Below are 22,109 nucleotides of genomic sequence, written 5' to 3'. Positions count from 1 at the left end.
ATTTCTGTCATTATAATCAGTTGTTTTGAAATGTTTTTGTAACATAACTATTATCTCATTGACATACAGCTATGGTACAATTTTGTTATCGTTAAGAAAGACTTAAATATTTTTAGATATTTATTAAATTAAGCCAGTCGGAGGAATGAAGAGTGAAAAAGAGTTTAATATCAGCAGTAATGGTAAGTTCAATGGCCTTGACTGCCGTAGCATCACCGATCGCAGCCGCGGCGGAAGATTTTGATTCTCAAATACAACAACAAGATCAAAAAATTGCGGAATTACAAAACCAACAAGCAAGTGCCCAATCTCAAATCGAGGCATTAGAAGGTCAAGTCGCTGACATCAATACAAAAGCTGAAACTTTATTAGCTAATCAAGCAACATTACGTCAAGAGTCTTCTCAATTGACACAAGAAATTGCAGATCTACAAGAACGTATCGAAAAACGTGAAGCAACAATCCAAGAGCAAGCACGTGAAACACAAGTTAGCAGCAAAAGCTCTAACTACATCGATGCAGTATTGAATGCTGAGTCATTCTCAGATGCAATCGGACGCGTTCAAGCAATGTCATCGATTGTACGTGCGAACCAAGACTTAGTGAAACAACAAAAAGAAGACAAACAGGCAGTTGAAGATAAAAAAGCTGAAAATGAAGCGAAGCTAAAAGAGTTAGCAGAAAATCAAGCGGCTTTAGAATCACAAAAAGGCGACTTACTATCAAAACAAGCTGATTTAAATGTTCTAAAAACTACTTTAGCGGCTGAACAAGCAACAGCAGAAGATAAAAAAGAAGACTTGAACCGCCAAAAAGCAGAAGCTGAAGCAGAGCAAGCACGTATTCGTGAACAAGCTCGTTTAGCAGAGCAAGCGCGTCAACAAGCAGCACAAGAACAAGCTGAAAGAGAAGCACGTGAACAAGCAGCAGCAGTTGCCGCTGCAGCAGCACAAGAGCAAGAACAAGAACAAGAACAAGCTTCTTCATCAGTACAAGAATCAACAGAAGTTTCTGAATCAGCTACTTCAGAATCATCATCAAGTGCTGAATCTTCAACAGAACAATCTTCAGTTCCTGAATCATCTACATCAACAGAAGATTCAACAACTGAAAGTAGTGTACCAGAATCTTCAACAGAAGAATCTACTACTACACCATCTGTTCCAGAAACAACAACACCATCAACGCCGGAGCCAACAACACCATCAACACCGGAGCCATCAACACCTGCAACACCAGCTCCAACACCTGAACCATCAACGCCGGCACCATCAATTCCAGCGCCAACGACTCCATCTACTAATGGAGCAGCGATTGTAGCTGAAGCGATGAAATACATTGGGACTCCTTATGTATGGGGTGGAAAAGATCCAAGTGGATTTGACTGTTCTGGATTTACACGCTATGTGTACCTACAAGTAACTGGCCGTGACATCGGTGGTTGGACTGTACCTCAAGAATCAGCAGGAGCTAGAATCTCAGTTTCTCAAGCAAAAGCTGGAGACTTATTATTCTGGGGAGCAGCTGGTGGCACTTACCACGTAGCAATTTCTTTAGGTGGCGGACAATACATCCATGCACCACAACCGGGCGAAAGTGTTAAAATTGGCTCAGTTCAATGGTATGCACCTGACTTCGCTGTAAGTATGTAATTTATGAAGAACTAACTCTTAAGTGAGTTAGTTCTTTTTTTACGAAACTAAAAAGGATCGAACAAACAGTTTTGATAACTGTCTGTTCGATCCTTTAAAATTTTCGGCTCTTTGTCAATAAGGACTGATGAGTTGCGAAAAATTAAATCTGGGTCAGAATGAACCTCATTCTGGCTCAGATTTTTTGTTATCTAACATTGATTAATTGATTGGTCAAAAAGATTCTAATTTTCATGTTCTCAAATGATCTAAAACCGTAGGATACTCGTTTCATCGTTTTTATGTGGGTATTCTTTGCTTCTATTTTTCCATTGGAGTAAGGATAAATCATCGCATTGGCGATGCCTTCTTCGTAGGTCAGAAGGTTTTGAAGTTTCTCACGAAAGCCGTCATCTAACGTTTCGGGAAGTTCTGCCAATAAGGAGAAAAACAAGTCAGGGTCTTTGTCTCGAAAAGCTTCAACTAATTCATGGAAAAAGGGATACGCCTCCTTTAGGGGCGTAGAAAAGCTAAGCAATCGATCAATCATCATTGCTTCAGTAAGAAATGGGTATTTAGGTGCTCGGAAACTTTTCCATGTTTTATACTCATAGTGGTTAATGTTTGCACGATTTTTTAGCAGAAAGCGCCAGTTCTTTTTCAGTTTTTCTGCATGGCTTTTCTGTCCTGCTTTACGCAGTTCATTCATTTCACGGATACGCAACTCATTGAAAGCTTGATTCATGTGTTTGACAATATGAAACCGATCAATCACTACTTTCGCATTTGGCAGAACGCGTTTGGTAAGCTGGAAGTAGGCGGCGTTCATGTCTGTGACTAAGAATTTTACTTCTTCTGGATTGATGCAGCCCAAGAAATAGTTTGTTAATCGAGGTAATTTACGCGTAGGTAAGATATCAATTAAATTACCTGTTTCTCCATCTGCGCAAATAAAGCTCATTTTATCTTCTATGGAAGTGTGCGAACAAAATTCATCAACCATCAATACTTTGGGGAGAATCCTCTTAGTGGGCTTTGGTAAATAGCTTTTAAACTCTTTCAATGTACGAATAACGGTAGTCAAAGATACCTGACAGCTTTTCGCAATAAAAGATAAAGAGACTTTTTCAGTCAGTAAAGAAGCAATTTTATGTCTGACATGATCCGCAATTGAATGTCTTGGGCGGACAAAATAGCTTTGAGCAGTCCAATGGGTTCGACAGTTTTTACAGGTATAGCGTTGCTTTTTTAAGCGCATAACCATTGGCATATGATTGTATTGTTCAAAGCGGACAATGATTTCCTTCTTCCCATTTTTCACGACAATTGCTTTCCCGTTTCCATCTACCACAGTAGAACCACAACTTCTACAGGTACGAGGATCAGGTGAGAGAATGGCATTAATGACCAATGTCTTTTCCTTATGAAAGATCTCGTAAGAGATCTCAGTAATCATCAAATCTTTATCTATTAATCTCAGCATTTTTTTGATAGAATCATTCATATAGCATATCGTCCTCTCAGTTGTTTATTTTGTGGTGATTTAATCATACTAGAGAACGATATGTTTTTTAATACCTAAAATGAAAATGGGACTGAAGAATCAATTTTGATTCATCAGTCCCATAAATTATAGAGCCAAATTTTCTTGCTTAGAAAGCATGATCAAATAAATTCTTCCGTCAATTCCATGAAGTTTTGGATATCTTCTAAGACCATGTTGATGCCTGCTTGCCAAAAATCTGGTTTCGTTAAGTCTACACCTAAGTGTTTTTGAGCCAATTCTTCCGTTGTCATTGAAGCAGTATCGCGTAGTAAGTCGATATACTCTTGTTCAAAACTTGAACCTTGCTCGTTAGCATAGGCGTAAATACCTAAACTGAACAAGTAACCAAAAGTATAAGGGAAATTATAAAACGGTACATCATCAATAAAGAAATGTAGTTTTGCTGCCCAGAAATAAGGATGATAAGTAGACAATGCATTTGCATATCCTTCTTTTTGCGCTTCGATCATCATATCAGTGATCTCTTGTTCTGCCACTAGTCCTTTTTGACGAGCAGTATAGAATTGATTTTCGAAGATAAAACGGGAGTGGATATTCATGAACATAGCCAGAGCATTTTGTAATTTCGTATCCAATAAATTGATTTTTTCTTCTTTTGTTGATGCCGCTTTAAGTGTTGCATCAGCTACGATCAATTCTGCAAAGGTACTTGCTGTTTCAGCAACATTCATTGCGTATTCACGATTCAACGCTGGAAGATCCCACATCGTACTACTATGGAAAGCATGACCTAACTCATGGGCTAAAGTAGCGACTTCGTTGACTGAATTGCTATAAGTCATGAAGATTCTGGATTCTTGTGTTTCAGGCAATTCCGTGCAGTAACCACCAGGTCGTTTGCCAGGACGATCCTCTGCTTCAATCCAACTTTTGTTAAAAGCGTCTTGAGCAAATTCAGCCATTTTAGGACTGAATTTATTGAAATTCTCAATGATAAATGCTGCTGCTTCATCAAAGGTAAAGGTTTTTTCTTTCATATCACCTAGAATGATCGGTGCATCTTGATCTTGCCATTCCATTTTTTCTTTACCAAAAAGATTGGCTTTTCTTGTTAAGTAATCGACAAGGGGTTGTTTATTTTTTTGGATCGTCTCCCACATTACATCTAATGTTTCTTTTTTCAAGCGATTATATTCTAAAGGCTTTTGTAAGAAATCTGTTGTACCGTGTAGTTTATAGGTAGATAGACGGAACCCATCTAAATGATTCAAGGTGTCTGTAAATAAAGGTGCTTTTTCTTGCCAAGCAGTTTCCCAAGCTGTAAATAATTGTTTGCGGACTTCTGGATCAGGATCACCCATCATTTTATTGAATGCTTGACCAGCAGATAATTCAATGATTTCTCCCTCTTGTTCAAATGGTACAGTCACGCTAGCGACAATCGTATCATAATGACTACTCCAGGCATTCAAACCATCCAAAGATAATGTATTGATAATGTGCTCCTCGTTTTCAGATAACAAGCGTGCGCCATCGCGACGAATTTCGTTCATACGAAAAGCAATCGGAGCTAATTGATCTTGGGCAATCAAGTTTGTCCATTCATTGTCAGATATTTCTGCAAATTTTTTCGATAAGATCGTATCTGCTGCTTGCCAACGTGGTAACGAAGCATAGAGTTTACCAGACAAAATCTTTGCATCGGAATCTTTGACATTAGCAGATAATAAAGCAGTAATATAACTATTACATTGGCTGAAGCCATTGGTTACTTTTTCTTGAAGTGCCAAAATCGTCACAAGAGAATCGATATCTTCGGATGAAAATGACCATTGATTGATTTGTTCGTAATATGTTTCTATTTGTCGTTCTAATTGAGCCAAACGTTCATTTAATTCAGTTGAAGCACTTCCTCCAGGAAAGATAGAATCTAAATCCCAGTTAAGCGAATAAGTCATCAAAAAACCCCTCTCATATTTATGGTACTATCTCTAGTATAGCATTTAAAGAAGGAATAAGTCTTGGAGAAATTATTGTCGTTTTATGAAAAAAAAGCTATCATAGAAAGAAGAGGTGACTTATGGAGTTTTTAAAAAAACAAAGAAAAAATGGAAATTTCTATTTAGTGTTTGCATTAATGATCATGGCTATTTTATTTTATAGCTCCTCGCAAACCTATGGACAACAATCGCAACTTTCAAGAATTGATGCCTGGTTCCCAAACCAACCCTTTAAAGAAGCATTATCAGGTATCCAGTTTACTTATGGAGAAAGTGTTATCAGTATCGACCATTCTGGATACAGCAAATTCATTGAATTCTTTTTAAGAAAAGGCGCCCATTTTGGCACCTATTTTCTATTAGGAGGTAGTCTGTATCTAGGTGTATTCCCGAAAATGAAAATCTGGTGGTTAACGGGGGTTCTTGCTTGGTTATCTGCGACAGGATACGCCGGTCTAGATGAGTTCCATCAAATGTTGACAGGTGATCGTTCACCAATGTTCCAAGATGTCATGCTTGATTCGATGGGGGCATTGACTGCAGTTATTATATGTATTTTATTTACTTTTATAAAGAAGAGAAAGTAAAAAAGAGAGCACAGTTGCGTGTCTGCAACTGTGCTCTAGTAGTTACGATTAAAAAATCAAAACAGGCGTACCTTTTTCAACCATTCCAAATAATTCTTTCATGACACCTGGTGGCGTATTGACACAACCATGAGAACCACGAGTTCGCCATAAGTCGCCGCCATATTCTGGTTGCCAATCCGAATCGTGGATACCGATACCTGTCCAATCGACTGGCATCCAATAGTTCACTGGACTTTCATATGGTGTACCATCATCGTTCGTTCCTCTTAATACAGCATTTTCTTCTTTATTCCAGACATAAAAGACACCAGGAGGAGTAGGGGTAGAAGGTTTTCCTGAAACGATATCTGTTTCAAGTGCTACTTTCCCATCTTTGTAGAACCACATATGTTGATTCTCTAAATCGACTTCGATATACGTATCCTCAATCAATGGGTGGTCGGCAGTTGTACTACCTTGAACAATTGGTGAACGTGTGAAATCTTGTCCTGCTAAAATTGCTTCTGTTAAAGCTGTTACTTCGCTATCTGTTTGGATCGTCCAACTGAACGTGCCAGCAGGAACAGTTACTTCGCCACGTTTGGTACTTTTGAATTTAGTATCATTCGTACTTGTATTGTATTTTTCGCCAAGTTCACTAACATATTGACGAACTTTTTCTGAATCAAGTGCTGGTTTTCCATCTTCATAGGTTAACCATTCAACGATGAGTGAAGAAGGGATCGTCACTGTTTCACCATTGATACTGTAAGTTCCTTTTACTTTAGCGATATTATTCATTGTCGTTAACTGCTCAGTCAACTTTTTATCTGTAGATGTGACGGCAGGTTCTTTTTGGAACTCAGTCAGATCAATCGTATCTTTTCCATCATTTACGACAGTCGTCAATTCCTTCGTAACGGCCTCGACATCGACCGTGTTCCCTTTCACTTCAGGCTTGATTTTAAATGAGTCACCAGACTTTTCAATCGTTGCATCGGCAGTAGGTGTACGATCTTTATTCAATTCAGTCAATTCCGTAGACAATGTCTCGATCGTTTGATCCAGTTGTTCCCGTTCCGCACTTAATGGATCGATTTCTTGTTTTTCGGCCGCAGCTACATAGTTCATTCCCCAAGTCCAAGCATTTTGGTTTTTCAAGATGGAAGCTAGATCAGTTGAAAAATCCTTTTTATAACCAAGATCGGACTTTGCAATCTCTTTCCAAACCGTTCCGTTTTCTTTGATTGAAATCGTCTTATTGGAATAAGCTTCTTTTAGCTTGTCATTTGCTTGGTCGATAGTCAGGTTACTTACATTGATCGAATTGACTTCCGTTTTAGGAAGAAAACGATTCGTGTAATATGTACTACGGTAGGTGTAAAAGCCGATTAATACTAGAATCACACCGAGAACAGAAAGCAAACCAATACGCATTGATTTTTTTCGATGAGAAGATCTTGTCATATCTGCAACTCCTTAATAATAATAGTTATAGGGTGTAACGACTCTATCATAGCATAATTTACAGTAAAAGACGAAATGATGTTCCTCTTTATATAAAAATTAACATACTGCATAGAAAAATAACGATAGTTAGACAATAATTTTATATGCAGAAGTGTATAAAAAAACAGGAAATCCTAGAAAATGGAAGGTCGATTTTCAGGATTTCCTGTGAAGATGAGGTTGTTTTCGAAGACATTACTTCTGGAACAACGTGTATTCTTTTTTAGTGAGAACGATAGCGTCTCAAGTAATTAATTATTCAGCATCCAATTTAGCAAAAGCTTCATCTAAGATATCTTTTAATTGTTTTGCTGAAGCGGCCATACGATCTTGTTCGCTGTCGCTTAATGGAATTTCAATGACTTTTTGGATACCTTGACGGTTGATGACAGCAGGTGCACCGATATAGATATCGTTTAGTCCATATTCACCATTCATATAAACAGATAATGGAAGAACTGCATTTTCATCGTCTAAGATCGCGCGAGTGATACGTGCTAAAGCTACAGCAATACCGTAGAATGTTGCGCCTTTTTTCTCGATGATCGTATAAGCAGCGTCACGTACACCGAAGAATAAGTTGACCATTGCTTCTTCATCAACGTCTGGATTATTTTTCACCCATTCATAGATTTGTAAACCAGCAACATTGGCATGTGACCAAACTGGGAACTCAGAATCTCCATGTTCACCTAAAATATACGCATGGACGTTACGTGCATCAACGTCAACTAATTCAGCAAGTGCTTGACGGAAACGAGCAGAGTCAAGTGAAGTTCCTGAACCGATTACGCGCTCTTTAGGGAAACCTGAGAATTTCCAAGTAGAGTAAGTTAAAATATCAACTGGGTTAGCAGCAACTAAGAAAATACCATTGAAACCTGAGTCAACGATTTGTGTAACAACTTCGCGGTTGATTTTTAAGTTTTTATTTACTAGATCTAAACGTGTTTCACCTGGTTTTTGTGGTGCACCAGCTGTGATAACGACTAAGTCTGCATCATGTGCATCTGCATAAGAAGCTGAGTAGATTTTTTTAGGTGAAGTAAATGCTAGAGCGTGTGATAAGTCGATCGCATCTCCTTCAGTTTTTGCTGTATTGATATCGATGATACCAACTTCTTGAGCGATATTTTGTGTAACTAAAGCGAAGGCATAGCTAGAACCTACAGCACCGTCTCCAACAAGTATTACTTTTTGATGATCTTTTTTTTCTGCGTTTGCAGTCATTTATATCAATCCTTCCATTGATTTGTTTTTCCCATGCCTATGCTAACATGGAAAAAGCCTGCTGTCACGCTATTTGGTTACAAAATATAACAGATAACAAGGTTGTACCATATGTAAAAGCTTACATGTGCGTTATTTCACTATTTAGCAAAACCAATGATTTCATTAGTTTTGAATTATAATTTTAATCATTTTTTCATTTATTAAGTTTCTCTTTTTAGCTGTAACAAAGGATTGTGTGTTATACTAATAGGAGCTAAAATAATAAAAAAATCGAGTCAAAGACTGGACCGCCGATGAGCAGTCCAGCCTTTTGTGCTGTTTATAAGATTGGATGAGCGCAGAAATGAAAATGATCGTAGGGCTTGGAAACCCAGGAACGAAATATGAACATACAAAGCATAACGTTGGATTTATGGTGGTGGATCGTTTGGCTGAAAAACACCAAGCGACCTTTAAGAAAAACACATTTGAAGCAGAAGTAGCTGAATTTTTCCACAAAGGTGAGAAAATTTTATTAGTCAAACCCCAAACATTTATGAATGAATCTGGCCGAGCGGTTGGTCCATTGATGACTTACTTTGGGATTTATCCAGAAGAGTTGGTGGTTGTTTATGATGACCTAGATTTAGCAATCGGTAAAATCCGTTTACGACAAAAAGGAAGTGCAGGCGGACATAATGGGATCAAGAGTATTATCTCTCATTTGGATAGTACGATCTTTGATCGAATAAAAGTTGGTATTGGTCGACCAGAAGGTAAAAAAACAGTCGTCCAACATGTTCTCAGTCCCTTTAGTAAAGAGACGCAACCCTTGATCGAACAAAGCATCGATCAATCTGTAGCTGCTATTGAATTTCTATTGGATGGCCATTCCTTTATAGATACAATGAATCAATTTAATTAAGAAAGGAGAATGAAACGATGGATATGATCCAATTGATTGGCAAAGATGCTCAAGTGGCTGAATGGTCCATGAATCTTGAACAACGGATGTCTAGACAGTTGATTACAGGTTTAGCTGGATCTGCTAAGACGTTGTTGTTTGCCCATGCGTTTAAAAAACTGGATAAAAATCTGATTATCCTGATGCCGAATTTATATTACGTCAACCAATTGGCAGAGGATCTGCAACACGTTCTGCCGGCTGAAAGTATTCACTTATTTCCAGTAGATGAAGTGCTTTCCGCAGAAATGGCTTTTTCTTCTCCTGAAGCTCGGGCTGAACGTGTAGCGACGTTGAATCGTTTGCAACAAGATGAGCCAAGAATCTATCTTCTTCCAGTGGCAGCATTGCACAAACGTCTTCCTGATAAAGAAACATGGAACAACGCCCAATTACATTGGCAGATTGGCGACGAGATCGCCGTGGACTCATTACCAAAACAACTCGTCTTGATGGGCTATGAGCGGACAGAGATGGTCGCAAAACCTGGGGAATTTAGTATGCGAGGGAGTATTGTCGATATCTATCCTTTGACATTTGAATACCCTATTCGTGTGGAATTATTTGATGTCGAAATTGATTCTATGAGATACTTCGAAGCCGATACGCAACGATCGATCGAAAAGATTGAAGAAGTGTGGTTGCCACCAACAAGTGAACAAATTTATTCTCAAGAGAATCTGCTTGACGGTATCAACAAAATAGAAAACCTCTTAGAAAAGAAATTAGCAACGACCTCAGAACCTACTGAACGACAATTTTTGCATGACTATTTCGGTCAGTTGATCTCGGAGTGGCAACGAAATGTCCCGACAGACGAAGCGAAGTTCTATGCGGATCTTTTGTATCCTGAACATTTATCGATTTTGGATTATTTTCCCCAAGATAGCTTGCTGATCGTGGATGATTACCAACGAATCATGGAAACGAATCGTGAAATGGAAAGAGAAGCAGCGGAATGGCATACACAAAAAATCAGTGAGTTGCGCGTATTCTCTGAACAACAATTTGTGGCAGATGTACATGGGATCATCCAAAAAGAAAAATTTGCGACCACTTTTTTCTCTTTATTCCAAAAAGGAATGGGAAATCTCAGGTTCCAAGCACTGTACCAGTTCCAGTATCGCACGATGCAACAGTTCTTTGGGCAAATGCCATTGCTGAAAACGGAAATGGATCGTTGGCGCAAACAAGAGCAAACGGTCGTCATCTTCATTCCAACGAAAGAACGTATCCGTAAGGCGGAGCAAATGTTACGTGATGAAGATATATTAGTGGTAGAAACAGAAGCAGACCAATTGATCAAAGGCCAAGTCCAATTAGTCGAAGGCGCATTGATGACAGGTTTTGAGTTGCCGCAAGAAAAAATCGTAACGATCACGGAAAAAGAGATTTTTCAAAAGACAACAAAAAAACAGACACGTCGTCAAACGGTAACGAATGCAGAACGACTAAAAAGCTACAACGAATTAAAAGCTGGAGACTATGTTGTTCATGCGAATCACGGGATCGGGAAATATATCGGCATGGAAACCTTAGAAGTCGATGGGGTCCACCAAGATTATATGACGATCATTTATCAAAACGATGATAAGCTATTTATTCCTGTCACGCAGTTGAATTTGATCCAAAAATATGTAGCTTCGGAATCCAAAACACCACGAATCAACAAACTCGGTGGTAGTGAATGGACGAAAACGAAACGTAAAATCTCCTCAAAAATCGAAGACATTGCGGATGACTTGATCCAATTGTATGCGGTCAGAGAAGCAGAAAAGGGATACGCATTTGGTCCAGATGACTCTTATCAAAAAGAATTTGAGAATGCTTTTCCATATTCGGAAACAGATGACCAACTCCGAAGTGCGGCGGAAATCAAACGAGATATGGAAAAAGAAAAACCAATGGATCGTTTACTCGTGGGGGACGTCGGCTATGGGAAAACAGAAGTTGCGCTACGTGCCGCTTTTAAAGCAGTCAAAGAAAGTAAACAAGTGGCATTTCTTGTGCCGACAACAATCTTGGCGCAACAACATTACGAAACGATGTTGGAACGCTTTGAGGGATTCCCAGTGAATGTTGGTTTGCTGAGTCGTTTCCGAACAAAGAAACAACAAAAAGAAACGATCGAAGAATTACGCACAGGACAACTAGATATTGTTGTGGGTACCCATCGAGTATTATCAAAAGATATTGAATTTAGCGATTTAGGACTATTGATCGTGGATGAAGAACAACGTTTTGGTGTAAAACACAAAGAACGTTTGAAACAATTGCGTGCGCAAGTGGATGTGCTGACTTTGACAGCGACACCTATTCCGCGAACACTGCATATGTCGATGCTGGGCGTACGGGATCTATCGGTGATCGAAACGCCACCGGCGAATCGGTATCCGATCCAAACGTATGTGATGGAAAAAAATCCAGGTGCGATCCGAGAAGCGATCCAACGAGAGATGGGACGTGGTGGACAAGTTTTCTACTTATATAATCGTGTAGAAACGATTGAGCGTAAAGTAGAAGAAATCCAAGCATTAGTTCCCGAAGCGAGGATCGCCTATGCACATGGACAGATGACGGAAGTCCAACTGGAAAACACATTATTCGACTTTATCGAGGGACAGTATGATGTCTTAGTGACGACGACGATCATCGAAACAGGGGTGGATATTCCAAATGCAAACACACTCTTCGTAGAAAATGCCGATTATATGGGACTCTCTACGCTTTACCAATTACGAGGACGTGTCGGACGAAGCAATCGCGTCGCTTATGCTTATTTTATGTACGAACAGCAAAAAATCCTTAATGAAGTCAGCGAAAAGCGTCTTCAAGCAATCAAAGACTTTACGGAATTGGGTTCAGGATTTAAAATCGCGATGCGAGATTTATCGATCCGTGGTGCTGGTAACTTGCTAGGGGCGCAACAACATGGATTTATCGATGCTGTTGGTTTCGATATGTACTCTCAAATGTTGAGTGAAGCAGTCGCTCGTAAACAAGGTAAAAATCAACAAACAGAAAAAACTTCTGTGGAGATTGATCTAGGCGTCGATGCCTATCTACCAGAAAGTTATGTGTCAGATCAACGCCAAAAAATCGAAATATATAAACGGATTCGCGAATTGGATTCACAAGAGATGTTGGATGAATTAGAAGCAGATCTCCTGGATCGTTTTGGTGAATATCCTGAAGAAGTCGCACATTTGTTGACGATTGGACAAATCAAAATGGATGGCGATCGTGCATTGCTAGAGATGATCCGTAAGCAACAACAAACCATTGTGTTCAAGTTGAGCAAAGTGGGAACAAAACGCTACACGGTTGAACAATTATTTGAAGCGCTGACTGCTACAAAATTAAAAGCAGGACTTGGTGTGGAAAAAGAACAAATGATGATTCGTTTGACCTTGCCACCTCAAACAACGACTGCTGTTTGGTTGCAAGAAATCCAACAATTTGTCAAAGCATTGCGCGAACAGAAATATGCGACTGCATAGGAAGGGGCTGAACCTTTGGATCATAAAGAAATGCGTCAAGTGATGCACGGTGCCTTTGTGTTGACGCTTGCCTCCTTTATAGCAAAAGTCCTCAGCGCACTATATCGGATTCCATTGCAAAACTTAGTGGGCGATGAAGGTTTTTATGTTTATCAACAAGTTTATCCTATTTATGGTATTGCGATGACACTCGCTTTGTCGGGGCTACCCCAGTTTATCTCTAAATATGTAGCAGAAAAAAAAGACCCTTTCGAACAAAGACAAGCATTGAAAAATCTTTATCCCCTTGTTTTTTGGTCAGGCTTTTTACTCTGGCTCTTCGTATTTTCATTTAGTCACTGGATCGCTCTCATGATGGGGGATCAACAACTGATGCCGTTGATTCGGATCGTCTCCTTCACGTTTTTGTTGATGCCAGGACTATCTTATTATCGTGGGAATTTTCAAGGTCGGTTTTTAATGGAGCCCACAGCGGTTTCGCAAGTCGTTGAACAAATTGTTCGTGTAGCGATCATTGTTTTTAGCGCGATTGCCTTTAAGCGATTAGGCTGGACAGTCTATCAAACAGGCACAGCGGCAATGAGTGGCGCAGTATTTGGTGGCGTATGTGCATATGGTGTACTGTATTATTATGAACAAAAAATCCATGGTGGTGCATTGAGCTTCCGCCACTTTCCGATTTTAAGAAGGCCAGCGAAATCACTCGTGCGCCGGTTCTTGATTGAAGGGGGATTAGTATCCATTTATAGTGGTCTATTGATCTTCTTCCAATTGATTGATTCTTTTTTTGTTAAGAATGCGTTACAAATCTATGGTTTATCCGAGCAAGCATCTAAAATAGCTAAAGGAGTATATGATCGTGGGCAACCGTTAGTTCAATTAGGATTAGTTATTGCTACAGCTTTAAGTGCTACGTTCTTACCCGCGTTGACACGCTACCTAACGAGTGCAGTCAAAGGACAATTTTATTCCACAGCAAAAATTTACTTGCGTCTGACGACTGCATTGGCGTTGGCAGCTTCAGTAGGATTAGCTGTATTGTTGCCTTATATCAATTACGCATTGTTTAAAGATTATGCTGGGAATATGACACTAGTTCTGTTTGTTTTTTCCATTGGACTAACTGCAATTATTCAAGCGTACCAAAGCATTGCTCAAAGTAAAAACTCTTTTCGCCCCTCATTAAAGGGTGCTGGTTGGGGCTTGCTTGCTAAAGCTTTAGCTACCCCCCTTCTCACGAGTTATTTAGGAACAGTCGGTGCTAGTTTATCGACATTACTTGGACTATCAGTGACTTTATGGTATTTTGTCCGTACTGAAACTCCAGCAATCAATAGTTTTTGGCACGAACGAAAATTTGGTAAGAAATTGATCCAATGTTTAGGTTGTATGGTCTTAGCGTTGTTTGTGTATTATGGCTTCTTAAACTTATTGTTTGGTCCAGTGAGCCATCGCTCGACTGCTCTTTTTGCCAGCCTAGGCGGTGTCATTATAGGCGTAGTCACATTTGTATATGCAGTGATCTGGACAAAATTATTTACGATCCGTGAATGGCTGTTACTGCCATTTGGTAAGAAAATCTTACGTTTGAAAAAAATAAAAAAAGAAAAGTGAGGACATGAGATGCGATTAGATAAATTTTTAAAAATCTCGCGAATCATCAAGCGCCGATCTGTCGCTAAAGAAGTGGCGGATAAAGGACGAATCAAAATCAATGGCAAACTCGCGAAATCTTCCAGTGATGTCAAGGTTGGAGACCAATTGGACATCCAATTTGGCAACAAGACGATGGAAATCAAGGTAGCAGAGTTGCATGAGTCAACAAAAAAAGAAGATGCACAAAAAATGTATGAAGTCTTGTCAGAAACACGAGTACAAAACACAAGCGAAATAGATTAGACAAGCATTCAGGATGTTGGTATAATAAAGAATGACAATCAAAAAAGATTGGAGCGAATACAGGTGGCAAACAAAAGCAATAAAATCGCTGCACTAGACACAGAGTATGCAAAGAAAAAATATGTCGAATTTCAACAACAACAACGCCAATTGATTTTTCGTAGACGCAGGTTAGCAGCCATCTTTTTAGGTGCTTTGGTCATTTTCGCTGTAATAGGTTTCCAAATTTTTAATGATATGCAACGAATGAATCATTTAAATGAATTAAAAGTCGAAGCAGATACAGAGTTACAACAAATCAATAAAGATGTAGACCAACTCACAGAAGACGTGAAATTGCTTAAAGATGAAGATTACGTAGCAAAACTTGCTAGAAGCAAATTTTTCTATTCAAAAGAAGGGGAGCAAGTCTACCCGATACTTGAATCTACGACAGATAATTCAGCAGACACCGATGAACAAACAACGAGTTCAACAACTGCCCAATAAGCAGTAATATAAAAAAAGGGAAATAATTAGGAGGAACATTTTTTTTATGTCAATCGAGGTAGGAGCAAAACTGCAAGGAAAAGTTTCAGGAATCACAAATTTTGGCGCGTTTATTGATTTAGGAGCTGGCAAAACAGGGTTAGTTCATATCAGTGAAGTATCAAACGGTTATATCAAGGATATTCATGATGTATTGAGCGTTGGTGATGAGGTAACAGTCAAAGTCATTACAGTCAATGATGATGGGAAAATCGGTTTATCTATCCGCAAAGCACAAGAGCAACCAGTAGAAACTAATGATGAAAATCGTCAAAAGAGATATCCACAAAAAGAAACTCGAGATAATCGAGGACGCGCACCGCAGAAAAAATCTTTTTCTCGCAGCCAACCTTCCAATACAAAAGAAGACTTCGATTCATTGATGAGCTCATTTTTAAAAGATAGCGATGATCGATTGACTTCCTTAAAACGCAACACAGAAGGAAAACGCGGAGGCCGTGGCGGTCGCCGTAGCTAAGCTAAGCGAAATTGAAGGGCAGGCAATTGTCACAGACTTTTGTCCGCTCTTTTTATTTTGTAAAAGGATGTGACACCAATGGATAGAAGAGCAAGTCAGTTTAAACAAGCATTTATAAAAAGAGGCTTACGCCGTGGCTATCTGTCTGAACATGCGAAAATACTAGTTGCTGTTTCCGGTGGTGTAGACTCGATGGTTTTACTCGATTGCTTAATGACCGCCCAAAAACAAATTGGCTTTCGGTTAGGGGTTGTCCATATCGATCATCGCTTACGGAGCGTTTCTGCGGATGAAGCAGCCTATCTTGCTGACTTTTGCGATAAAAACAATCTTACTTTCCACTTGAAAGTATGGGAGAATCCAGCGGAACAAGGAATTGAAACGGCTGCTCGAGCTTTTCGGTATGAGAAATTTGATGAGATCGTACGACATGATCATTATGATACATTGATGACAGCGCACCATGGGGATGATCAAATGGAAACGATTTTGATGAAAATCATTCGTGGTGGGCAGCTAGGTACGTATGCGGGAATCAAGGAAACGCAACCTTTTGCTGGTGGGCGACTGATTCGACCGTTGTTGTCATTTAGTAAAGAACAATTGTATGCGTATGCGGAAGCAGAAGATTTACCTTTTTTTGAGGACCATACCAATCAGGAACTAACTGTCCAACGTAATCGACTGCGTCATTTAGTCGTACCACAATTGAAAAAAGAAAATACCCAGGCGATGGCTCATTTCCAAAAATTCTCGCAACAAATCCAATGGGCAGAGCAATTTATCCGAAAAAATACTCATCAGATGATCACGGAACATCTTACGTATGGAGAAGAGCGCTTATCTATTCCGTGGACTGTGATCGAAAGTTTGGAATCATTTGAACGTTACTTCTTCTTTTACACGTTCTTTGATTACGTTTTTCCAGTTACGAAAGTGACGATCAAAGAAAAACAGATTGATACGTTGTTACAACAATGTGAACAAGCCGCAGGACAATGGCAGATTGATCTGGGCAAACGCTGGGTGATCGAACGTTCCTATGAAGTACTTTATCTTTATAAAAGAAAAAAGGAACGATCAACTAATCACCAAGATACTCCGTTAGAAATCATACCGAATCAATCCATTCAGTTAGGAGAGTCGGAATGGTTAGGGATCTACACCCCCGACCAACTTCCAGATTGGAAACTGGATGAAACAGGTGAAATCTTCACTCATGATCTATGGTTATCAGCCGAACAATCGCTTTGGGTCGATCGGCGAAAACCGGGAGATCGCATCCAATTGACGGAGACATTGAACAAAAAAGTGTCAAGATATTTTATCGATAAAAAAATATCTGTTGCACAACGAAAAAATTCATGGGTTATTATAGATGAAGGGAGAAATCTATGGAGTCTAGTCCCTTTTGTCCATTCTTATTTGAGTATTGGTGTAGAAACTGATAAAATACACTACATACTTCTTTACAAATATCAAAAAGAAGCAATTGGAAGGAGAACCTGATGTTAGAAAAAGATATCGAGAGAGTATTGATCACGCAAGAAGAGATACAAGTTCGTTGTAAAGAACTAGGAAAAGAGTTAACTGAAAATTATCAAGATAAAAATCCGTTGGTTGTTGGTGTATTGAAAGGTGCTGTCCCATTTATGGCAGACATTATCCGTTCGATCGATGCTTACCTAGAATTGGATTTTATGGATGTTTCAAGTTACGGTAACGCAACTGTTTCATCAGGTGAAGTGAAAATCGTAAAAGACTTGGATACGAATGTGGAAGGCCGTGATTTATTGATCGTCGAAGACATCATTGATAGCGGAAGAACACTTGCTTATTTAGTCGATCTATTTAAATACCGTAAAGCAAACTCAGTTAAAATCGTGACACTTCTTGATAAGCCCGAAGGCAGAGTCGTAGATATCGAAGCGGATTACATTGGTTTCAATGTGCCAAACGAGTTTGTGGTAGGTTACGGATTAGATTATGCAGAAGCCTATCGAAATCTTCCATACATCGGTGTACTAAAACCGAGCGTTTATCAATCAAATTAATCATCTATCTCTCATAAATTATGTTACAATAGTATGGTCAGGATTGATAAAAGATTTATCAAGTAAAAATAACGCATAGGGAGGACAACTATGAACAAAAAAAACAATGGCATGATGAAAAATGCCTTGTATTATGTCCTCGTAATCTTAGCGATGGTAATGGTCGTCTACTTTATTTTTGGTAACAATGGCCAACGGTCGTCAGATATCGAGTACTCAAAATTCACTGAACAATTACAAGAAGGCAAAATCAAAAACTTTGAGGTGCAACCTGCTAATGGTGTGTATAAGATCTCAGGTGAATACAAAGAACAACAGACAGTTGCAAATAGTGGCGGTCTATCGATTCTAGGTACTACTGAGACATCAACTACGCACTTCACTACGATTATTTTGCCAAACGATACAACATTGAGCCAAGTCACAGAGTTGGCAAAAGACAACAACGTAGCAACTACGATCAGAGAAGAATCAAGTAGCGGCGTATGGGTATCACTCCTATTAAGCTTCTTGCCAATCGTGATCATCGTCTTCTTCTTCTATATGATGATGGGACAACAAGGTGGCGGCGGAGGCGGCGGAGGCCGTGTGATGAACTTTGGGAAATCCAAAGCAAAAGAAGCCGACAAAAAAGCAAATCGCGTTCGTTTCTCTGATGTAGCGGGTGCGGAAGAAGAAAAACAAGAACTTGTCGAAGTCGTTGAGTTCTTAAAAGATCCAAGACGCTTCATTGAACTGGGTGCACGTATCCCAGCCGGAGTTCTCTTAGAAGGACCTCCAGGAACAGGTAAAACATTGCTTGCCAAAGCAGTTGCTGGTGAAGCTGGCGTACCATTCTACTCTATTTCGGGTTCAGACTTTGTTGAAATGTTTGTTGGGGTCGGTGCAAGCCGAGTTCGTGACTTATTTGAAACTGCGAAAAAGAATGCTCCAGCAATCATCTTTATTGATGAAATCGATGCTGTCGGTCGTCAACGTGGCGCTGGTATGGGTGGCGGACACGATGAACGTGAACAAACACTGAACCAATTGCTTGTTGAAATGGATGGATTCGATGGAAATGAAGGCGTGATCGTGATTGCAGCGACAAACCGTTCAGACGTATTAGATCCAGCCTTGCTTCGTCCAGGACGTTTTGACCGTCAAATTTTAGTTGGTCGTCCAGATGTCAAAGGCCGTGAAGCGATTTTACGAGTTCACGCAAGAAACAAACCAATTGCTGATGATGTTGATTTAAAAGTCGTAGCACAACAAACACCAGGTTTTGCTGGTGCTGATTTAGAAAACGTCTTAAACGAAGCAGCATTAGTAGCTGCTCGTCGAAACAAGAAAAAAATCGATGCTTCTGATATCGATGAAGCAGAAGACCGCGTGATTGCTGGACCAGCGAAGAAAGACCGTGTCATCAGCAAACGCGAACGCGAAATGGTCGCTTACCATGAAGCAGGTCATACGATCGTTGGGCTTGTCTTGAGTCGTGCCCGTGTCGTTCACAAAGTAACGATCATCCCACGTGGACGTGCTGGTGGATATATGATCGCTTTACCAAAAGAAGATCAATTCTTAATGACAAAAGAAGATATGTTTGAACAAATCGTTGGATTACTAGGTGGACGTACCGCAGAAGAAATCATCTTCAACGTTCAATCTACTGGTGCATCAAATGACTTTGAACAAGCAACAGCACTAGCAAGAAGTATGGTTACAGAGTATGGGATGAGTGATCGCTTAGGTCCTGTCCAATATGAAGGAAACCACCAAGTATTCGTAGGCCGTGACTATGGTCAAACGAAAGCATACTCAGAACAAGTTGCTTTTGAAATCGACCAAGAAGTACGCAAGATCTTGATGGAAGCACATCAAAAAGCACATGAAATCATCGAAGCACACCGTGCACAACACAAACTGATCGCAGAAAAACTGCTTGAATTTGAAACATTGGATGCCAAAGCAATCAAATCTCTCTTTGAAAAAGGTGTAATGCCTGAAGGAGCAGAATCGGCAGACTTCCCTAGTGAAAAAGAAGCGCAAACGTTTGAAGAAGCAAAACGTGCACTAGAAGAAAAAGATGCGGAAAAACAAGCAGAAGAAAAGCATGAGTTTGATGAAGCGAAAAAAGAGTTGAATGATGACAATCAATCGACTTCAACGGATGAACAAAATCATTCAGATGATCAAAATAGATAAAGAAAGAAGCTGTGACGAAAGTCGCAGCTCTTTTTTTGTGTCTGATATTTAAAAAAGAAACGCAGAATTTACAAATTCAAAAGTTGAAAAATTTGGAAGTTACTAGTATGATTCACTATGAGTTTTAAAATCGGGAAATGAGGTACATACAAATGGAAGATTATTTAGTAAAGGCATTAGCCAATGACGGATTTGTTCGAGCATATGCTGTTCGTGCAACCAATACTGTCGCAGAAGCGCAGCAACGCCATGATACTTGGCATACATCATCAGCAGCATTAGGCCGTGCATTAGTTGGTAGTCTGCTTCTAGGTGCGACAGTTAAAGGAGAAGATAAATTAACAGTACGCATCCAAGGAGATGGCCCTGCAGGTGGGATCGTTGTTGATGCGAATGGTAAAGGTGATGTCAAAGGGTATATCAAAAATCCACACCTAAGTTTACCGCTGAACGCAGAAGGAAAAATCGATGTACGTGGAGCAGTAGGGACACAAGGGATGTTCAGTGTGACAAAAGATCTAGGGTTAAAAGAACCTTTTTCAGGACAAACACCGATTGTATCTGGTGAACTAGCTGAAGATTTCACGTACTATTTAGCGATTTCAGAACAAATCCCTTCAGCTGTAGGGCTAAGCGTCTTAGTCAATACGGATGATACCATCAAGACAGCGGGTGGTTTTATGATCCAGATCATGCCAGGGGCAGACGAAGAAACGATTGCGAAAATCGAAGAGCAACTGAAAACAACACCACGTATTTCTACACTCTTAGATGAAGGGTTGACACCTGAAGAAATCTTGCAAGGATTGTTAGGAACAGACGAATTGCAAGTACTAGAAAAAATGCCTGTGCAGTTCAAATGTGATTGTTCGAAAGAAAAGTTTGGTGAAGCAATCATTGCTTTAGGCGCAGCAGAAATCCAAGCAATGATCGATGAAGACCATGGCGCAGAAGCAGTTTGCTCATTTTGTAATAATAAGTATACCTACACAGAAGATGACCTAGCAGCATTGAAGACAGAAGCCTTGGGAGGATTATAAGTGGATCACACATGGAAAATCGGGAACGTTGAAATACCGAATCGCGTGGTTGTAGCACCAATGGCAGGGATCACGAACGCCGCATTTCGTGTAACCGTCAAAGAATTTGGTGCAGGAATGGTCGTTTGCGAGATGATCAGTGACCAAGGTATTCATTTCCGCAACAAAAAAACATTGGAAATGCTGCATATCGACGAAACGGAGCATCCATTAAGCTTGCAAATATTTGGTGGGAACAAAGACACATTAGTAGAAGCAGCACAGTTTGTTGAGAAGCATACTACAGCAGATATCATTGATATCAATATGGGATGCCCAGTCAATAAAATCATCAAAGCTGAAGCAGGTGCAAAATGGTTATTAGATCCTGATAAAGTCTATGAAATGGTTCATGCAGTTGCATCGGCAGTTGATGTGCCAGTTACTGTGAAAATGCGTATTGGTTGGGACGAAGAACATGTTTTTGCTGTCGAAAACGCATTAGCTGCTCAAGCAGCCGGTGCCGGTGCAGTAGCCATGCACGGACGAACACGTGTGCAAATGTATGAAGGAAAAGCCGATTGGGAAGTGTTAAAGGAAGTCAAAAAACATCTAACGATTCCTTTTATGGGTAATGGAGACGTCAAAACGCCAGAAGATGCAAAACGCATGTTGGAATACGTGGGTGCCGATGGCGTCATGATCGGCCGTGCTGCTTTAGGGAATCCTTGGATGATCCATCGGACACAACATTATTTAGAAACTGGAGAGCTGATTCCGGAACCAACCGCACGCGAAAAAATCGCTACTGCAAAATTACATCTAGAACGTTTAGTTGATTTAAAAGGAGAAACCATCGCCTGTCGTGAGTTTCGGACACACGCTTCCTACTATCTAAAAGGTATCTCTCGGGCAGCCAAGATCAAATTAGCGATCAATAAGACTGAAAAACAGCATGAGATCAATGAACTGCTTGACCAATTGGTTGAAAAAAGTGAAAAATTATCACTTCAATCTTAGGAAGTTATTCTAAGTTTTTTGCGAAATTCAAG

17 protein-coding genes are annotated in these 22,109 nt (G+C 39.8%); 13 read left to right on the top strand and 4 right to left on the bottom strand.

Annotation, left to right across the window (positions count from 1 at the left end):
* Positions 1 to 152: 152 nt before the first annotated feature.
* Positions 153 to 1,652 (top strand): C40 family peptidase, encoded by a 1,500-nt coding sequence (locus tag IGJ00_RS14370; protein ID WP_438844557.1) that lies wholly within the window; start codon positions 153 to 155, stop codon positions 1,650 to 1,652.
* 187 nt (positions 1,653 to 1,839) lie between these two features.
* Here the strand turns inward: IGJ00_RS14370 and IGJ00_RS14365 are convergent, their stop codons facing one another.
* Positions 1,840 to 3,135, bottom strand: coding sequence for an ISL3 family transposase (locus tag IGJ00_RS14365; RefSeq protein ID WP_438844556.1), 1,296 nt, complete (start codon positions 3,133 to 3,135; stop codon positions 1,840 to 1,842).
* A gap of 161 nt (positions 3,136 to 3,296) precedes the next feature.
* Entirely contained in the window at positions 3,297 to 5,096 is a 1,800-nt protein-coding gene (locus tag IGJ00_RS14360) for a M3 family oligoendopeptidase (RefSeq protein ID WP_071866552.1), read from the bottom strand.
* Positions 5,097 to 5,218: 122 nt separating this feature from the next.
* On the opposite strand from IGJ00_RS14360, the gene IGJ00_RS14355 reads away from it, so the two are divergent.
* Positions 5,219 to 5,725 (top strand): VanZ family protein, encoded by a 507-nt coding sequence (locus IGJ00_RS14355; protein ID WP_071866553.1) that lies wholly within the window; start codon positions 5,219 to 5,221, stop codon positions 5,723 to 5,725.
* Positions 5,726 to 5,773: 48 nt separating this feature from the next.
* On the opposite strand, the gene IGJ00_RS14350 is transcribed toward IGJ00_RS14355, so the two are convergent.
* Positions 5,774 to 7,174 carry a L,D-transpeptidase family protein gene (locus tag IGJ00_RS14350; RefSeq protein WP_071866554.1) on the bottom strand — a complete coding sequence of 467 codons (1,401 nt, stop codon included), beginning with the start codon at positions 7,172 to 7,174 and terminating at the stop codon, positions 5,774 to 5,776.
* A 297-nt stretch (positions 7,175 to 7,471) separates the two neighbouring features.
* Positions 7,472 to 8,446, bottom strand: coding sequence for an L-lactate dehydrogenase (locus tag IGJ00_RS14345; protein ID WP_019722338.1), 975 nt, complete (start codon positions 8,444 to 8,446; stop codon positions 7,472 to 7,474).
* 346 nt (positions 8,447 to 8,792) lie between these two features.
* Between IGJ00_RS14345 and pth the strand changes: the two genes are divergently transcribed.
* The 11 genes from pth (at position 8,793) to dusB (ending at position 22,077) form a co-directional block, all read left to right on the top strand.
* Entirely contained in the window at positions 8,793 to 9,353 is a 561-nt protein-coding gene (gene pth, locus IGJ00_RS14340; RefSeq protein WP_071866555.1) for an aminoacyl-tRNA hydrolase, read from the top strand.
* Between the two features lie 17 nt (positions 9,354 to 9,370).
* A complete protein-coding gene (mfd, locus tag IGJ00_RS14335) occupies positions 9,371 to 12,892 on the top strand; it encodes a transcription-repair coupling factor (RefSeq protein ID WP_438844555.1) in 3,522 nt (1,173 codons plus the stop codon).
* A 15-nt stretch (positions 12,893 to 12,907) separates the two neighbouring features.
* Complete coding sequence (locus IGJ00_RS14330; protein WP_071866557.1) at positions 12,908 to 14,506, top strand: putative polysaccharide biosynthesis protein; 1,599 nt, start codon at positions 12,908 to 12,910, stop codon at positions 14,504 to 14,506.
* A gap of 9 nt (positions 14,507 to 14,515) precedes the next feature.
* Complete coding sequence (locus tag IGJ00_RS14325) at positions 14,516 to 14,791, top strand: RNA-binding S4 domain-containing protein (protein ID WP_019722335.1); 276 nt, start codon at positions 14,516 to 14,518, stop codon at positions 14,789 to 14,791.
* A 63-nt stretch (positions 14,792 to 14,854) separates the two neighbouring features.
* Positions 14,855 to 15,280, top strand: a complete 426-nt coding sequence (locus tag IGJ00_RS14320; RefSeq protein ID WP_010734119.1) for an FtsB family cell division protein — start codon at positions 14,855 to 14,857, stop codon at positions 15,278 to 15,280.
* Between the two features lie 46 nt (positions 15,281 to 15,326).
* Complete coding sequence (locus IGJ00_RS14315; RefSeq protein WP_010734120.1) at positions 15,327 to 15,797, top strand: S1 domain-containing RNA-binding protein; 471 nt, start codon at positions 15,327 to 15,329, stop codon at positions 15,795 to 15,797.
* Between the two features lie 78 nt (positions 15,798 to 15,875).
* Positions 15,876 to 17,306 carry a tRNA lysidine(34) synthetase TilS gene (gene tilS / locus IGJ00_RS14310; RefSeq protein WP_071866558.1) on the top strand — a complete coding sequence of 477 codons (1,431 nt, stop codon included), beginning with the start codon at positions 15,876 to 15,878 and terminating at the stop codon, positions 17,304 to 17,306.
* Positions 17,306 to 17,851, top strand: coding sequence for a hypoxanthine phosphoribosyltransferase (gene hpt / locus IGJ00_RS14305; protein ID WP_010734122.1), 546 nt, complete (start codon positions 17,306 to 17,308; stop codon positions 17,849 to 17,851). The genes tilS and hpt overlap by 1 nt, the downstream gene beginning before the upstream one ends.
* Positions 17,852 to 17,941: 90 nt before the next feature.
* On the top strand, positions 17,942 to 20,038 hold the full coding sequence (gene ftsH, locus IGJ00_RS14300; protein ID WP_019722333.1) for an ATP-dependent zinc metalloprotease FtsH: 2,097 nt from the start codon (positions 17,942 to 17,944) through the stop codon (positions 20,036 to 20,038).
* A 152-nt stretch (positions 20,039 to 20,190) separates the two neighbouring features.
* Positions 20,191 to 21,078, top strand: a complete 888-nt coding sequence (gene hslO, locus IGJ00_RS14295) for an Hsp33 family molecular chaperone HslO (protein ID WP_071866559.1) — start codon at positions 20,191 to 20,193, stop codon at positions 21,076 to 21,078.
* Positions 21,079 to 22,077: a tRNA dihydrouridine synthase DusB gene (gene dusB / locus IGJ00_RS14290; protein WP_142433808.1), complete on the top strand. Its 999-nt coding sequence runs from the start codon at positions 21,079 to 21,081 to the stop codon at positions 22,075 to 22,077.
* The last annotated feature ends 32 nt before the right edge of the window (positions 22,078 to 22,109 follow it).

It is taken from the genome of Enterococcus sp. AZ062 (assembly GCF_051715065.1).
Taxonomy (GTDB): Bacteria; Bacillota; Bacilli; order Lactobacillales; family Enterococcaceae; genus Enterococcus_B; species Enterococcus_B mundtii.
This window is presented reverse-complemented; position numbering and strand designations above follow the sequence as displayed.

Excerpts from the sequence above, each read along its gene's own strand:
- pth (WP_071866555.1), top strand. The coding sequence starts at position 8,793 with ATGAAAATGATCGTAGGGCTTGGAAACCCAGGAACGAAATATGAACAT.
- IGJ00_RS14345 (WP_019722338.1), bottom strand. The coding sequence starts at position 8,446 with ATGACTGCAAACGCAGAAAAAAAAGATCATCAAAAAGTAATACTTGTT.
- IGJ00_RS14360 (WP_071866552.1), bottom strand. The coding sequence starts at position 5,096 with ATGACTTATTCGCTTAACTGGGATTTAGATTCTATCTTTCCTGGAGGA.
- hslO (WP_071866559.1), top strand. The coding sequence starts at position 20,191 with ATGGAAGATTATTTAGTAAAGGCATTAGCCAATGACGGATTTGTTCGA.
- IGJ00_RS14315 (WP_010734120.1), top strand. The coding sequence starts at position 15,327 with ATGTCAATCGAGGTAGGAGCAAAACTGCAAGGAAAAGTTTCAGGAATC.
- ftsH (WP_019722333.1), top strand. The coding sequence starts at position 17,942 with ATGAACAAAAAAAACAATGGCATGATGAAAAATGCCTTGTATTATGTC.
- IGJ00_RS14365 (WP_438844556.1), bottom strand. The coding sequence starts at position 3,135 with ATGAATGATTCTATCAAAAAAATGCTGAGATTAATAGATAAAGATTTG.
- tilS (WP_071866558.1), top strand. The coding sequence starts at position 15,876 with ATGGATAGAAGAGCAAGTCAGTTTAAACAAGCATTTATAAAAAGAGGC.
- IGJ00_RS14355 (WP_071866553.1), top strand. The coding sequence starts at position 5,219 with ATGGAGTTTTTAAAAAAACAAAGAAAAAATGGAAATTTCTATTTAGTG.
- hpt (WP_010734122.1), top strand. The coding sequence starts at position 17,306 with ATGTTAGAAAAAGATATCGAGAGAGTATTGATCACGCAAGAAGAGATA.
- IGJ00_RS14325 (WP_019722335.1), top strand. The coding sequence starts at position 14,516 with ATGCGATTAGATAAATTTTTAAAAATCTCGCGAATCATCAAGCGCCGA.
- IGJ00_RS14350 (WP_071866554.1), bottom strand. The coding sequence starts at position 7,174 with ATGACAAGATCTTCTCATCGAAAAAAATCAATGCGTATTGGTTTGCTT.
- mfd (WP_438844555.1), top strand. The coding sequence starts at position 9,371 with ATGGATATGATCCAATTGATTGGCAAAGATGCTCAAGTGGCTGAATGG.